14 protein-coding genes are annotated in these 14,270 nt (G+C 62.5%); 10 read left to right on the plus strand and 4 right to left on the minus strand.

Annotation, left to right across the window (positions count from 1 at the left end):
* The first annotated feature begins 196 nt into the window (after positions 1–196).
* From nirB to pcaQ, 3 genes are all read left to right on the plus strand, one after another.
* The gene (gene nirB / locus OSW16_RS06770; protein ID WP_267821773.1) at positions 197–2,749 is read left to right on the plus strand and encodes a nitrite reductase large subunit NirB; all 2,553 of its coding nucleotides are present in this window, start codon (positions 197–199) and stop codon (positions 2,747–2,749) included.
* A complete protein-coding gene (gene nirD, locus OSW16_RS06775) occupies positions 2,749–3,111 on the plus strand; it encodes a nitrite reductase small subunit NirD (RefSeq protein ID WP_267821775.1) in 363 nt (120 codons plus the stop codon). The genes nirB and nirD overlap by 1 nt, the downstream gene beginning before the upstream one ends.
* A gap of 126 nt (positions 3,112–3,237) precedes the next feature.
* The gene (pcaQ, locus tag OSW16_RS06780; protein WP_267821777.1) at positions 3,238–4,170 is read left to right on the plus strand and encodes a pca operon transcription factor PcaQ; all 933 of its coding nucleotides are present in this window, start codon (positions 3,238–3,240) and stop codon (positions 4,168–4,170) included.
* 62 nt (positions 4,171–4,232) lie between these two features.
* On the opposite strand, the gene OSW16_RS06785 is transcribed toward pcaQ, so the two are convergent.
* Positions 4,233–5,549, minus strand: coding sequence for a hypothetical protein (locus OSW16_RS06785; RefSeq protein WP_267821779.1), 1,317 nt, complete (start codon positions 5,547–5,549; stop codon positions 4,233–4,235).
* Positions 5,550–5,896: 347 nt separating this feature from the next.
* On the opposite strand from OSW16_RS06785, the gene OSW16_RS06790 reads away from it, so the two are divergent.
* The 6 genes from OSW16_RS06790 to OSW16_RS06815 all read left to right on the plus strand — a co-directional run bounded on the left by OSW16_RS06790 (position 5,897) and on the right by OSW16_RS06815 (position 9,166).
* Positions 5,897–6,649 carry an FKBP-type peptidyl-prolyl cis-trans isomerase gene (locus tag OSW16_RS06790; RefSeq protein ID WP_241802803.1) on the plus strand — a complete coding sequence of 251 codons (753 nt, stop codon included), beginning with the start codon at positions 5,897–5,899 and terminating at the stop codon, positions 6,647–6,649.
* A gap of 279 nt (positions 6,650–6,928) precedes the next feature.
* Positions 6,929–7,369, plus strand: a complete 441-nt coding sequence (locus OSW16_RS06795; RefSeq protein WP_267821782.1) for a YkvA family protein — start codon at positions 6,929–6,931, stop codon at positions 7,367–7,369.
* 73 nt (positions 7,370–7,442) lie between these two features.
* A complete protein-coding gene (locus tag OSW16_RS06800) occupies positions 7,443–7,613 on the plus strand; it encodes a YhfG family protein (RefSeq protein ID WP_241802805.1) in 171 nt (56 codons plus the stop codon).
* Positions 7,610–8,218 (plus strand): Fic/DOC family protein, encoded by a 609-nt coding sequence (locus OSW16_RS06805; RefSeq protein WP_267821784.1) that lies wholly within the window; start codon positions 7,610–7,612, stop codon positions 8,216–8,218. Before OSW16_RS06800 ends, OSW16_RS06805 begins: the two co-directional genes overlap by 4 nt.
* A 244-nt stretch (positions 8,219–8,462) precedes the next feature.
* Positions 8,463–8,801 (plus strand): helix-turn-helix domain-containing protein, encoded by a 339-nt coding sequence (locus tag OSW16_RS06810; RefSeq protein WP_241802810.1) that lies wholly within the window; start codon positions 8,463–8,465, stop codon positions 8,799–8,801.
* Positions 8,798–9,166 carry a hypothetical protein gene (locus OSW16_RS06815; protein ID WP_012313182.1) on the plus strand — a complete coding sequence of 123 codons (369 nt, stop codon included), beginning with the start codon at positions 8,798–8,800 and terminating at the stop codon, positions 9,164–9,166. Before OSW16_RS06810 ends, OSW16_RS06815 begins: the two co-directional genes overlap by 4 nt.
* 144 nt (positions 9,167–9,310) lie before the next feature.
* Here OSW16_RS06815 and OSW16_RS06820 read toward each other — a convergent pair whose 3' ends face one another.
* The gene (locus OSW16_RS06820; RefSeq protein ID WP_267821788.1) at positions 9,311–11,392 is read right to left on the minus strand and encodes a carboxy terminal-processing peptidase; all 2,082 of its coding nucleotides are present in this window, start codon (positions 11,390–11,392) and stop codon (positions 9,311–9,313) included.
* Positions 11,393–11,534: 142 nt separating this feature from the next.
* Here OSW16_RS06820 and OSW16_RS06825 point away from each other — a divergent pair, with 142 nt between their 5' ends.
* The gene (locus tag OSW16_RS06825; RefSeq protein ID WP_267821790.1) at positions 11,535–12,497 is read left to right on the plus strand and encodes an NAD(P)H-quinone oxidoreductase; all 963 of its coding nucleotides are present in this window, start codon (positions 11,535–11,537) and stop codon (positions 12,495–12,497) included.
* Positions 12,498–12,612: 115 nt separating this feature from the next.
* Here the strand turns inward: OSW16_RS06825 and OSW16_RS06830 are convergent, their stop codons facing one another.
* Positions 12,613–13,266 (minus strand): HAD family hydrolase, encoded by a 654-nt coding sequence (locus tag OSW16_RS06830; RefSeq protein ID WP_267821792.1) that lies wholly within the window; start codon positions 13,264–13,266, stop codon positions 12,613–12,615.
* Positions 13,267–13,279: 13 nt separating this feature from the next.
* Positions 13,280–14,269 carry an ABC transporter ATP-binding protein gene (locus OSW16_RS06835; protein WP_267821795.1) on the minus strand — a complete coding sequence of 330 codons (990 nt, stop codon included), beginning with the start codon at positions 14,267–14,269 and terminating at the stop codon, positions 13,280–13,282.
* Position 14,270 lies beyond the last annotated feature (1 nt).

A 14,270-nucleotide genomic window follows, 5' to 3' on the forward strand; every position in this document is an offset into this window, starting at 1 on the left:
AAAGCCCCTGTATGCGCCGGGTTGCCGGCGATAGAGCCGCGACAGGCGAGGTAACTGGCACATTCCCTGCTTTATCTCCAGCACAACAAGCCCCACTGATCAACGGCGATCAACCGGGGGCACTCCGTGATGAATACAGGCAAAGGCGCCTGGAGCTTCGGCTCCAGGCGCTTTTTTTTTGATCGAGGATCGGCTTATGAAGGCAACAGCGAGCAGCGGGCAACGAGAGCGACTGGTCATCGTCGGCAACGGCATGGTGGGCCACCATTGCGTCGAGCAACTGGTCGAACGCGGCGCGCTGGCGCGCTTCGAGTTGCGCGTGTTCGGCGAGGAGCGCCAGCGCGCCTACGACCGCGTGCACCTGTCTGAATACTTCAGCGGCAGCTGTGCCGAAACCCTGGCCCTGTGCGAGCAGGGTTTCTATGGCGCCAACGGGGTGCACCTGCACCTGGGTGAAGCGGTGCTGCAGATCGACCGCGAGCGCTGTGAAGTGGTGACCGCCGAAGGCCGCTACGGGTACGACCATCTGGTCCTGGCCACCGGCTCTTACCCCTTCGTGCCCCCGATCGAGGGCTCCAGCGGCAACGCCCGCCTGGTCTATCGCACCCTCGACGATCTCGACGCGATACGCGCCGCAGCCGTCGATGCCACCCGTGGCGTGGTGGTGGGCGGCGGTCTGCTGGGCCTTGAGGCGGCCAATGCCCTCAAGTCCCTGGGCCTGGAAGCGCACGTGGTGGAGTTCGCGCCACGGCTGATGCCGGTGCAACTGGATGCTGAAGGCGGCGCCGCGCTCAAGGCGCAGATCCAAGCCCTGGGCGTAGGCGTGCACCTGTCGCGCGCCACCCAGTCGATCAGCGACGGCGAGGCCTACCGCTATCGGATGAATTTCGACGGTGGCGAACACCTGGAAACCGACCTGGTGGTGTTCTCTGCCGGCATTCGCCCGCAGGATGCCCTGGGCCGTGCCTGCGGCCTGGAGATCGCCGCGCGCGGCGGGGTGGTGGTCGACAACCACTGCCGCTCCAGCGACCCCCGGATCTTCGCCATCGGTGAATGCGCCTCGTGGAACGGCAGCGTGTTCGGCCTGGTTGCGCCGGGCTACAGCATGGCGCGCAACGTCGCGGCGCTGTTGTTGGGCGAGGCGGCTGGGGAATTCACCGGGGCCGACATGTCGACCAAGCTCAAGCTGCTGGGCGTCGATGTCGGCTCCATCGGCGATGCCCATGGCGCCACGCCGGGCTCGCGCAGCTACCGCTTCATCGACGAGGCCAATGCCGCCTATCGCCGGCTGGTGGTCGATGCCAGCGGCAAGCACGTACTCGGTGCCGTGCTGGTGGGCGACAACAGCTACTACGATACATTGCTGCAATACGCCCAGAACGGCATCGCCCTGCCTGCCGACCCGGCGGCCTTGATCCTGCCGCAAAGCGGCGGCGTACCAGCCCTGGGCGCCGATGCGCTGCCTGACAGCGCGACCCTCTGCTCGTGCCACAACGTCAGCAAGGGCGCAGTCTGCGCAGCGATTGACAGTGGTTGCGCCGACCTGGCTGCGGTCAAGGGCTGCACCAAGGCTGCCACCGGCTGTGGCGGCTGCGCGGCGCTGCTCAAGCAGGTGTTCGAGCATGAACTCACCGCCCGTGGCGTGGCCGTGGACAAGCGCCTGTGCGAACACTTCGCCTACACCCGGCAGGAGCTGTACGGGCTGGTGCGGGTGGGTGGCATACGCACCTTCAATGATTTGCTGGCGCGCCATGGCCAGGGCCATGTCGGCTGCGACATCTGCAAGCCGGCGGTGGGCAACATCCTCGCTTCGTGCTGGAACCAACCGATCATGGACCCTGCGCTGGTGCCGCTGCAGGACACCAACGACACCTTCATGGCCAACATGCAGAAAAACGGTACCTATTCGGTGGTGCCGCGCATTCCCGGCGGCGAAATCACCCCGGACAAACTGATCGTGATCGGTCAGGTGGCCAAGAAGTACGACCTTTACACCAAGATCACCGGCGGCCAACGCATCGACCTGTTCGGCGCCCAGTTGCACGAGCTGCCGCTGATCTGGGGCGAGCTGATCGAGGCCGGCTTCGAGACTGGCCACGCCTACGGCAAATCGACCCGCACGGTGAAGTCCTGCGTAGGCAGCACCTGGTGCCGCTACGGTGTGCAGGACAGCGTCGCCATGGCGCTGCGCCTGGAGGACCGCTACAAGGGCCTGCGCAGCCCGCACAAGCTCAAGTTCGCGGTCTCTGGCTGCACCCGCGAATGCGCCGAGGCGCAAAGCAAGGACATCGGCGTGATCGCCACCGACAAAGGCTGGAACCTCTACGTCTGCGGCAATGGCGGCATGCGCCCACGCCATGCCGAGCTGTTCGCTACCGACCTGGACGACGAGACCCTGGTACGCCTGATCGACCGCGTGCTGATGTTCTACATCCGCACCGCCGACAAGCTGCAGCGCACGTCGGTGTGGCGTGAAAGCCTGGATGGCGGCCTGGACTACCTCAAGCAGGTGATCCTCGAAGACCGCCTGGGCCTGGCTGCCGAGCTGGAAGCGCAGATGCAGCATGTGGTCGAGCAGTACGAGTGCGAATGGGCCAATGCCCTCAATGATCCGGAAAAGCTCAAGCGCTTCCGTACCTTCGTCAACGATCGACGCGCCGACCCGGACGTGCACTTCATCCGCGAGCGTGAACAACGTCGCCCCGCTGCACCCCTGCACCTGATCCCTACCGTCGAGGAGGCTGTCTGATGACCCTGTCCAATGCTGCTGTGGCAAAGCAACCCAACTGGCAAGCGGTGTGCCACACCGCTGACCTGGTCGCCGACTCCGGTGTGGTGGTCTGGCTCGATGGTATCCAGGTCGCCCTGTTCTACCTGCCGGGGCAGGCGCAGAGCCTGTACGCGGTGGACAACCGCGACCCACGCTCGGGGGCCAACATCATTGGCCGCGGGCTGGTGGGCAGCCTGCAGGGTGAGCTGGTGGTGGCAGCCCCGCTGTACAAGCAGCACTTCAGCCTGCACAGCGGGGCCTGTCTGGAAGATGCCAGCCAGCACTTACGTGTTTGGCCGGTACGGCTGAACGGGGAGGCAGTGGAAGTGGCGCTGGCCTGATCCCGGCTCGGGTTCTGCGTGTGCTTCTGAACAAGCGATAGCGCGGGCGCCGCCGATTGCGACTTCTAAAGACCGGGGCGAGGAACCCTGGGTACGCCACAGGTGGCGATGCGGTAAGCTTGGCGCATGAACCTCGACACCCGCATCAAGTACCGCCACCTGCTGTGCTTTCTGGAGATTGCCCGGCAGGGCAGCCTGGCCAGGGCCGCTGACATTCTGGCGATCAGCCAGCCTGCGATTTCCAAGACCCTCAAGGAGCTTGAGGACCTGCTCGAAACGCGTCTGTTCGAGCGCAGCCGCCAAGGGGTCGAGCTGACCCCGGCCGGCACCCGTTTCATGCATTACGCCGGGCCCAGCGTGCAGGCCCTGCGCGACGGCGTGAGCAGCTTGCGCGGTGAAGCGCGGGCACCGTCGCAGGTGCGCATCGGCGTGCTGTCCACGGTCGAAGGCCTGCTGATGCCCGAAGTGCTGTGCCGGTTGCACCAACGCCACGAGGCATTGCTGATCAGCGTGGTGACCGGGGCCAGTGCACAGTTGCTCGGGCAGTTGCGCCTGGGGGAACTGGAATTGGTGGTGGGGCGCATGACCGACAGCCCGCAGATCCAGGGTTTGTCGTTCGAACACCTGTACAGCGAGTCGATGGCTTTGGTCGTGCGCCCCGGCCACCCATTGCTGGCCAGCACGCAAGTAGACCGAGCCCGCGTCAGCCGATACCCGCTGGTGCTCCCGCCACCGGGCACGACCATTCGCCAGCACGCCGACAGCCTGTTCGTGCAATGCGGCATTCAACTGCCGGCCCAGCGCCTGGAGACCCTCTCACTGGCCTTGAGCCGCCGCTACCTGCTAGGCAGTGACGCCGTGTGGGTGGCGCCGCGTGATGCGGTGCTGCTCGACCTGCGCCGCGGCGAACTGGCCGAGCTCGACCTAGGGGTGCGGGAACCGGGTGGGTCGGTGGGTATCTGCCGCAATGCCGCCTTGGCGCTGAGCCTGCCCGGGCAGTGGGTGTGCGATGTATTGCGGGAAGTGGCGGGGCAATATCGCGAGCGGTCGTACCCGTAAGCTTCGTCGTAGCCGAGCGTTCCTGGCCGAGGAACGCTCGTGGGCTTGATGCTCAACTGCTGTCAAGCGCTTGGCAAGGCCACCGCTGCCACACAGGGAACAGTCGAGCCGCGGATCTCATCGTCACGGCCATTGATCAACAAGCGCTGGTTGCCTGCATCGAGCGAGACCGTCGATCCAGAGGCATAGAAGCCGTCCTCTGGTACTTTTGCGCCGAACTGGCCGTAGCCGAAGGGCGGGACGAAGCGGGTGTCGAACGTGCCCTCGGAGGTCAAGCTGAAGGCAAGCATATAATCGTAGAAATGACCGTAACCCACCAGGCCACCGGCAGTTTCTACGCCGGCGAACCAACCGCCCGGCTTGTCAAATACCAACGCTTCGCCGCCGTTGAACTCCCTGGCCGGCGCCCCCGAGTAGTCGATGCGGTAAACGGTCGGGTAGCTGATATTTTCAGCGACGTCGAACAGTTCCCCGTAAAATGTGATTCGCTTGGCGACCGGGTCTACGGAAAACCCATTATTGATGATCCAGGGGGCGGACCAGTGGAAACCTTCGGTGCCAAAGGTATCATCCACGATCCCGTCAAGGGTCATGGCTGTGGTAACGCTGTAGGCGTCTTCCCCCCGCATCAGATACCAGGTCAATACCAGCTGCTGCGCATTCGAGGGGGACATGAAATTGGCAATGCCGTCGACGAAGTGTGAACGGGTATCGGGTATTAGCTTGCCGACATCGACCAGGCCATCAGCACCAAAATCCACGCGCAATGCGCCGTCATTGTCCAGCCCCAGCACCACCGGCTCGAAGTTCTCCGACTTGCGAGCGGTGGCGAAAATGAGGCCCTTCGTCACTGCCAGGTGCTCCAGCAGCAAATCTTCGCCGATCAAGTCGCGGGGGTCGACGTACCCATTGCCCTTCCCAAATTCCCGGTCCGGTTGCCCCTCGGCACTCAGTTTCCAAAGGTGGCTGGCTGATTGCTCCTGCATCGTTATGGATATCAGCAAATTTCCCCTGGCATCCTCCACGATGCACTCGGGGGCTGAGTATTCGGTGCTCCCTGCCTTGTTGAAATCGAAGATTCCACCGTCACCAAAGCTGTTGTCCAGGGTGCCTCTATCCTTCAGGCAAGCGACGAAAACCTTGGCTTCATTCGTTTTGGGGTTGTGACTTGTACCGATTACATAAGTGCGACCAGCGCTCACCGTGCTGTTGATGATTGCATAGGTGTTAGCCCGTGACCCGGCGATTTTTTCAAAGATGTAGGCGAGCCCATGGATGCCGTAATCACAATCGAGGGGGGCCTGCGGCAGCTTGATGGATGTGCGGGGCCCGGCATGGGCTTTACGGGTTGAGCGGTTGGGCTTTGGTGAAATGTTCATGGCTCTTCCTCGGTAATGAGTAAACGCGGGGCCGTGCGGCTTAGGGGGGTGATCAGCCATTGCGCGTCAGGTGCGTTGCAGGCTCATTGGAAACCAGGCTCAAGGAGGGCGCTACTGGCAGAAATGCCAGCTTGGGGCCGGCCGCTGGAAGGGCCAAGTTTGCAGGGGCGTTTGCTGGGCTTATGGTCAATACTGGCCAAAGGCCCTTAAGGTTGAGTGCAAGCGCGCTACCGAGTGAACTAACTCCATGAAACCCGCTCTTATGCCGGTAGCCATTGGTAATGGCCGCCTGATAAGCTCGCGGCTTTACCCTGATTGCCCACATGGCGCATGAACAAGGAAATAGCATGAAACAGCATCGTTTGGCGGCTGCGGTTGCCCTGGTAGGCCTGGTACTGGCTGGCTGTGATCAACAAGCCAGCAGCCCCGAGCTGAAAACTCCGGCACAGAAAGCCTCCTACGGTATCGGCCTGAACATGGGCAAGAGCCTGGCTCAGGAAGGCATGGAAGACCTTGATTCCAAAGCCGTCGCCCTCGGCATCGAAGACGCCGTTGGCAAGAAAGAACAGCGCATCAAGGACGAAGAGCTGGTAGAAGCCTTCACCGCGCTGCAGAAGCGCGCCGAGGAGCGCCTGGCCAAGGCCAGCGAAGAAGCCGCCTCCGCCGGCAAGAAGTTCCTCGAAGAAAATGCCAAGAAGCCAGGTGTGGTCACTACCGCCTCGGGCCTGCAGTACGAAGTGGTCAAGAAGGCCGACGGCCCACAGCCCAAGCCGACCGACGTGGTGACTGTCCACTACGAAGGCAAGTTGATCGATGGCAAGGTGTTCGACAGCTCGGTCGAGCGTGGCAGCCCGATCGACCTGCCGGTCAGTGGTGTCATTCCAGGCTGGGTCGAAGGCCTGCAGCTGATGCACGTTGGCGAGAAGTACAAGCTGTTCATCCCGGCTGAACTGGCCTACGGCGCACAGAGCCCAAGCCCGCTGATCCCGGCCAACTCGGTGCTGGTGTTCGACCTGGAACTGATCGCCATCAAGGACCCGGCCCAGCTGCAAGGCGACGCGCCTGAAGCTGAAGCTCCGGCTGAAGCACCAGCCAAGTAATACCGGCTGGTAGCGCACAACGCCCCGTTCTACGGGGCGTTGTCGTTTGTGCAGCAGGCCTCGGGCCGAACCTCCGCGGCAGCAGACTGTCCGAGAAAGGGCAGCGTGAAGAAGCAGGAGGCTTCTGACGCAAATCGTTTGCGGTTTTGAAACGACTGTGTAAAAAACGCCCGATCTGACCGGGGCCCTTGCTTTACAGGCACCTGCCGTCAGAAACTTCGCCCTGTTCACAAGGTTATCCACAATAAATGTGGATAACCTCTCCCTGCTGGAGGCTACATGAGCGCACCCTGGAATTTCGCCCGCTTCCTGCCCTTGGCCGAGCGCCTGCTAAGCCGTGGCCGCTTGCCGGCTTTGCTGTTCGCGGTGGCCCGCAAAGGCCCGCGCCTGGGCCAGTTGCGTGAAGACATCAAGCTGTTGCAGTCGCTGTGCCTGGCCTGGTGGCGTGGCGAGTACCGCGCGATCAGCCCGAAGGCGCTGGTGACCATCGTCGCCGGCCTGCTGTATTTCGTCAGCCCCATCGATGCGATCCCCGACTGGCTGCTGGGCGTAGGTTTTCTCGATGACATCGCCGTGCTCGGCTGGGTGCTGAAAACCGTCTCCGATGAGCTGGCGCGGTTCAAGGCTTGGCGCGACAACCAGGCACCCGAGCGCTTGCGCGTGGTCGAGCGCTTGCCTGACACCCCTGAAGCGTTGCGCCTGGAGCGTAAAACGCCCTAAAAGCACCGTTTTCCAATGGTGCAAAGGGTTCGGCTACAATACACACACTGCATGCTAACCAAGGGTCATAGAGATGGAAAAGCTCAGTTTGGAAGCCAAGAAAGCTTGGTTCGCCAAGCACCGCAAAGCCAACTATGCGGCCAGCCTGCGCCTTGAAGGTGTATGGGTGTCGAATGGCGAGGGTGAGATCAAGCTGCCAACGCGTGCCGCAGCCCTCAAAGCAGTGCGGCTGATCAAGGCTTGAGTTCGGACAAGTACGGTTCTGAACAAGACTCGGACTGCTATCCGGGTACTGACGTTCTGATTAACCTGCTCGAGTTGCACGACCCTGACGATCTCGAAGATGCCGAACGCTACCTCAGCGCGCTCGCGGCTTCCCGTTTGGAGTTTTTACCGCCTCCTTACAGCCTGGATTCGCTGAAGCAAATCCACAGTGCCCTGTTTTCCCGCATCTACAGCCGGGCAGGGCGAGTTCGCAGCAGTGCGATCAGTAAGGGAAGTACGCGGTTTTGTAGCCCAGAATTCATAGAACCTGAAACCAGGAAGGAGTTTTCAAAGATCGCTGCGGCAGGGTGGTTTGAAGGGTATTCGCGTGACCATCTGATCACCGCAGTAGCTGAAGCTTACGGTACATTGAATGTCGCGCACCCCTTCAGGGAAGGCAATGGCCGTACGCAGCGCATTCTGTTTGAGTGGATCATCATCAATGCGGGCTTTTCGATTACGTGGGAGGCTGTCGGGCGTGAAGAGTGGATTCACGCCAACATTCTTTCCTACCATGGCGACGACGGATATTTAGCCCAGATATTCGCTCGGTGTATCGGTCAGCCGATCCTGGAAAATGACTAAACGCTGCCTGTAGGCGCCAGCGCATTCGCGTGATTGTCCTCCTTGACTGACGAGAGCGCGCGGCAGGTGGAAATCCCTTACAATGAGATATAACAGAAGAAGAGCAGCCCGATTGCCTTTCGCTATTGGTCGACGACGGCTTTATGCATCGGCAAGCACGCGCAGTTAAGGCAGGCCTGTGAGAGATGCAAGCCTGGGGCTGTTGAGCGGATTACATGCGGTAATCCTACGTAAGGGGGTTGTTATGGGTATTCAGGTCATTAGCCGGGACGGTCAGCCCGAGTACGCCGTCGTTCCCTGGGAGCAGTATCAGGCGCTGCTCAAGGCGGCCGGCCAGGCGCCTGCCGAGGCGGTTGGCGAAACCCGCGATCACACTGAGCCAAGTGCCAGTTTGCCCGCGTTCAGCGAGGTAGGGCAGTTGCGTCAGGCCAAAGGCATTGCACCCGAGCAATTGGCGCGCAATGTGGGGGTAAGCCCCGCCTACCTGGCGATGATCGAGTCTGGTGAACGCCAGCCGGATGCAGCGATCCGCCGTGCCCTGGCCTGGCACCTGGGGGTGGCGGGCTGGAGCGAGCCGTCATGAGCCAGGTCAGGATCAGCCGTCAGCATTGGCAGAGCTTGCTGGACGAGCTTGACCTGGCCCGCCGCCAACGGCATTTGCTGACTTACCGCGCACTGATCGAGCGTTTGCAATTGCCCAGCCCTGCCATGCAGACGCTGACTGCGGCGCTCGAGTACCTGGCGGTGCTCGATGCCCGTGCCGAGCAGCCGCTGCGTAGCTCACTGGTGATCAGCCAGGGCGCCAGCCGCCTGCCGCGCACCGGTTTTTTCGAATGCGTTGAGCGCCTTGGGCGCTTCTCCGGGCCGGTCGACGGCATGGAGGCCGCGTCGTGGCATGCTTCGGAAGTTGTGCGGGTCTTCGAGTATGCCTACCCGGAGATTGCCTGACAGGTTGAGGGCGGCACTGTGAATGCGGTCGTAGGCCGATAGACGTGCGCCGCACTGTTGCCACCCATGGTACACACCGAAAGTAGAAGGGGCCGAGCACTTACGTGCTCGGCCCCTTTTGTGTCACATCAGCGCGATGACTGACTACTGCTTGGCTACCTTGGTGCTGGCACTGAGGTAATCGATCAGGATGCGACCCGTCTCGGACAGGTAAGCGTCGTCTTCGGGCTTGGTGTTTTCATCCTCGGTCGGCAGGGCGTCCTCGTCCTCTTTCTTCAGTTCCTTGAGCGGCTCTTCACCCTTGGCCTTGCGGCGGATGTTTTCCAGCGCGAGCTGCTTGGCCTCGATTTCATCGTGGCGGGCGCGGCGGTCCTGCTCGTTGAGGCTGACGGTCTTCTCATTCATCAGCTTCTGGGTCAGGGCCAGGCGGTCACGGATATAAGTGAACTCCGCGTCCTTGTCGCTGCGCGCTTCATGCTGCGCCTTGAGCTGCGCCAGGAAGGGCTTGAAAGGGTCGGCCGCTGGCTTGACCACCGGACGGATGGTGTCCCACGGCATGGCCTCGGGCAGGGCGCTTTCACCGATTTCCTTGGTGTCGATGATCGACGGGTAATCGATGTCCGGCAGCACGCCCTGATGCTGGGTGCTCTGCCCGGAAACCCGGTAGAACTTCGCCAGGGTCAGTTTCAGCTCGCCATGGTTGAGCGGCTGAATGGTCTGCACGGTGCCTTTACCGAAGGTCTGGCCGCCGATGATCAGCGCGCGGTGATAATCCTGCATGGCGCCGGCGAAGATTTCCGAGGCCGAGGCCGAGAGGCGGTTGACCAGCAGCGCCAGCGGGCCTTTGTAGAAGGCGCCAGGGTTTTCGTCTTCCAGCACGTCCACCCGGCCATCGCTGTTGCGAACCAGCACCGTAGGGCCCTTCTCGATGAACAGGCTGGTCAGCTCGGTAGCTTCTTGCAGGGAGCCGCCGCCGTTGTTGCGCAGGTCGATGACCACGCCGTCGACTTTTTCCTTCTGCAGTTCGGTGAGCAGCTTTTTCACGTCACGCGTAGTGCTCTTGTACTCCGGGTCCCCGGCGCGATACGCCTTGAAGTCCAGGTAGAAGGCCGGAATTTCAATGATCCCCAGCTTGTAGTCACGGCCAGCCTGCTTGAGCTTGAGCACCGACTTCTTCGCCGCCTGCTCTTCAAGCTTGACCGCCTCGCGGGTGATCGATACCACTTTGCTGGTCTGGTCGCTCGGGGCATTGCTGGCCGGGATGATTTCCAGGCGCACGACCGAGCCTTTCGGGCCACGGATCAGCTTGACCACTTCGTCCAGCCGCCAGCCGACCACGTCGACCATTTCCTTGTTGCCCTGGGCAACGCCGATGATCTTGTCGGCCGGGGCCACTTGCTTGGTCTTGGCTGCAGGGCCTGCAGGGACCAGGCGCACGATCTTGACCTGGTCGTTGTCGCTTTGCAGCACCGCGCCGATGCCTTCGAGCGACAAGCTCATGTTGATGTCGAAGTTCTCGGCGTTGTCCGGCGACAGGTAGTTGGTGTGCGGGTCGTAGGACTGGGCGAACGTATTGATGTAGGCCTGGAAGATGTCTTCGGCACGGGTCTGGTCCAGGCGCGACAGCTGGTTCTTGTAACGCTTGGTCAGGGTTTCCTGAATCTGCTTGGGCTCTTTGCCGGCGATCTTCTGGCGCAGCACCTCGTCCTTGACGCGTTTGCGCCACAGGTCGTCCAGCTCGGCCTGGTTCTTCAGCCACGGCGCGTCCTTGCGGTCGATCAGCAAGGTTTCCTTGGTGGTGAAGTCCATCTTGTCGACGCCCTTGTTCAGCTCGGCCAGGGCGAAGTCCAGGCGTTGCTTGACGCGGTCCAGGTAGCGCTTGTAGATGGTGAAGCCAGGGTCGAGGTTGCCGCTTTTGAGGAAGTCGTCGAACTGGCGCTTCCACTTGTCGAACTCGGCGATGTCAGCCGCAGTGAAGTAGCTGCGCGCAGGGTCGAGCAGCTTGATGTAGCTGTCGTAGATGATCACCGAACGGGCGTCATCGAGCGGCGGCTTGCTGTAATGGTGACGTTTGAGCAACTCAACCACATTGAGGCTGGCGACGATTTCGTCACGGTCCGGCTGCAGGCTGTCCCATTTGTTGGCGGCCGACGCATTGCCGCCGAGCGTGAGGCTACCCAGCCCGATCATCAGGGCCAGGGCGGTGCTTGGAAGGAAATGCTTCATGCTGATTCGACGTGGAGGCAATTGATCACGCATAGTAGGCCGTCTTTTCCGTTGCCGGTTCCATGGAGCCGGACAAATACTGCAAAAAGCCAGGGGCGTGGGTACCCCAGGCTCAGTCATGTCAATCAACTATGGAGGCACTGTGAAGGCATTGCAAGGCGAAGACGGACATGTGGAGTGGGTCGAGGCCGAGCGCCCGGCCCTGGATGCTGGCCAGGTACGCATTCGCGTGGCTGCGGCGGGCCTGAATCGGGCCGATCTGCTGCAAATGAAGGGGCTTTATCCGCCACCGCCCGGCGCCAGCCCTTACATGGGCCTGGAATGCGCCGGGGTGGTGGAAGAGGTGGGCGCGGGTGCCGACTGGCGGGTAGGCGACCGAGTGTGCGCGCTGCTGGCCAGCGGGGCCATGGCCGAAGAAGTGGTGGTCGATGCCCGCCATGTGCTGCCGGTGCCCGAGGGCCTGACCCTGCACGAGGCCGCAGCGCTGCCCGAAGTCTACGCCACCGCGTGGCTGAACATTTTCCAGCTGGGCGCAGTGAAAGCTGGCGAGAAGGTGTTGGTACACGCCGGTGCCAGTGGCGTCGGCTCGGCCGCCATCCAGTTGTGCAAGGCGTTCGGCAACCCGGTGTACGTCAGCGTTGGCTCGCAGGAGCGCCTGGCGTACTGCCAGGCACTGGGCGCGACAGGCGGGGTGGTGCGCAACGAAAACCTGGACGCGCTGGAGGGCATGGGCCCGTTCGACGTGATTCTCGACCCGGTGGGCGCCAGCTACGGGCAGCTCAACCTCAAGCTGCTGGCACGCGATGGGCGCTGGGTGATCATCGGCCTGATGGGCGGGCGCACGGTTGAACTGGACCTGGCGCAGGTGCTGGGCAAGCGCCTGGAAATCACCGGCTCCACGTTGCGCAACCGTGACGACGGGTTCAAGGCCGAGCTGCTGCGCGAGTTGCAACAGCAGGTGTGGCCGTTGTTCAGCGAAAAGCGTTTGTCGCCGCAGCTGGTGGACACCTACCCGGTCGAGTTCGCCCAGGCAGCGTATGCCGAACTCGAGAGCAATCAGGTGTCGGGCAAGCTGGTGATGGTGATCGACCCTAGCCTGGCGTGAGAGTGCCGGGGCTGCTTTACGGCCCAACCGCGACACCGGCCCGCTGCTGCAGGGGCGTGCAAGCTCCTGCAGCCGCCGTGGGTCGCGATTGGGGCGCAAGGCGCCCCCGCGGCCCTCAAGACCAGCTCAAGATTGGCCAGCCATTCTTCTCGGCATGCTCGCGCAGCACCGCATCAGGGTTTACTGCATGCGGGTGATCCACCTTCAGCAACAACGGCAGATCATTGCGCGAGTCGGAATAGAAGCTCGCCCCCTCCAGGTTTTCCTGCTCCTGGTCCAGCCACTCCAGCAAGCGGGTGATCTTGCCCTCACGGTAAGTCAGCACGCCGTGGGTCTTGCCGGTGTACACCCCGTTCACACCCTCCAGCTCGATCGCCAGGTACTCGTCCACGCCTAACCGCGCCGCAATCGGCCCGACCAGGTGGGTGCCGGAAGCAGAAATGATCAGGATGCGGTCGCCACGCTTGCGGTGCTCGGCGATGCAGCGGCAGGCATCACCGAAAATGATCGGCTCGATGACGTCCTCCACCCAAGGCTCAACCAGGTGCTCGACTTCTTCCAGGGTGCGCCCGGCAATCGGCTCCAGGCTGAAGGCCATGTACTCCTCCATCTGCAGGTGGCCTTTGCCGTAGGCCTCCATCAGGTCATGGTCGCGGCGCAGGAACTCCTTGCCGTCGACCCAGCCCAGCCGCGCCATCTGCTCGCTCCATAGCGACGCGCAGTCGCCGTGGATCAGGGTTTCGTCCAGATCGAAAATTGCCAGTGCCATGCGTTGAGTCTCCTTAGGCCACTTCCCGTAGCGCCGTGGGGTCGATCGACAAGGATACCCGTTGGCCGTCCGCGTGCAGATCGGCCGATGAGCGATTGAGCACATCCACCACCAGTTCCACGTCACGCACCCGTACCCGGTAGCGGATCACATTGCCGAGCAGGCTGTGGCTGCGCACTTCGCCGTCCCGTTCGCCCTCCAGGCTCAAGGTGATCGACTCGGGGCGAATCGCCAGGCGGCTGGTCACCGGGCGCTGCAGCAGGCGGCTGGCGCTTTGCGGGTCGAGCAGGTTGTAGTTGCCGATAAAGCCGGCGGCGAACAGGTCCACCGGTGCCGTGTAAAGGGTTTCGGCATCGCCGCTCTGGACGATACGCCCTTGGTTCATCAGGAAGATGCGATCAGACATGGTCAGCGCTTCTTCCTGGTCATGGGTAACGAAGATGGTGGTCAGCCCCAACTCGCGCTGAATGGCGCGGATCTGCTCGCGCAGGTGCTTGCGAATACGTGCATCCAGCGCCGACAGCGGCTCGTCGAGCAGCAGCAGGCGTGGGCGGGTGACCAGCGAGCGGGCCAGGGCCACACGCTGGCACTGGCCGCCGGACAGCTGGTGCGGGTAGCGCCCGGCAAAGCTGCCCAGCTCCACCAGGTCCAACGCCTCGCGCACCCGTACCTGCGTGTCACTGGCCTTGACCTTCTGCATGCGCAGGCCAAAGGCGACGTTCTGTTCCACGGTCATGTTGGGGAACAGCGCATAGCTCTGGAACACCATGCCAATGCCGCGCTTTTGCGGGCTCAGCGGCACGATATCCTGCCCATCGAGCAGGATCTGCCCGCCGTCCACCGGGGTCAGCCCGGCGATGCAGCGCAGCAGGGTGGACTTGCCGCAGCCGGAGGGGCCGAGCAGGGTGACGAATTCGCCGCGTTCGATGTAGCAGTCGATATGTTCGAACACCGGGGTCCCGGCATAGCGTTTGTGCAGTTTCTGTACGCTGACGAAGCTCATG

Source organism: Pseudomonas putida, from assembly GCF_026625125.1.
Classification (GTDB): Bacteria; Pseudomonadota; Gammaproteobacteria; order Pseudomonadales; family Pseudomonadaceae; genus Aquipseudomonas; species Aquipseudomonas putida_X.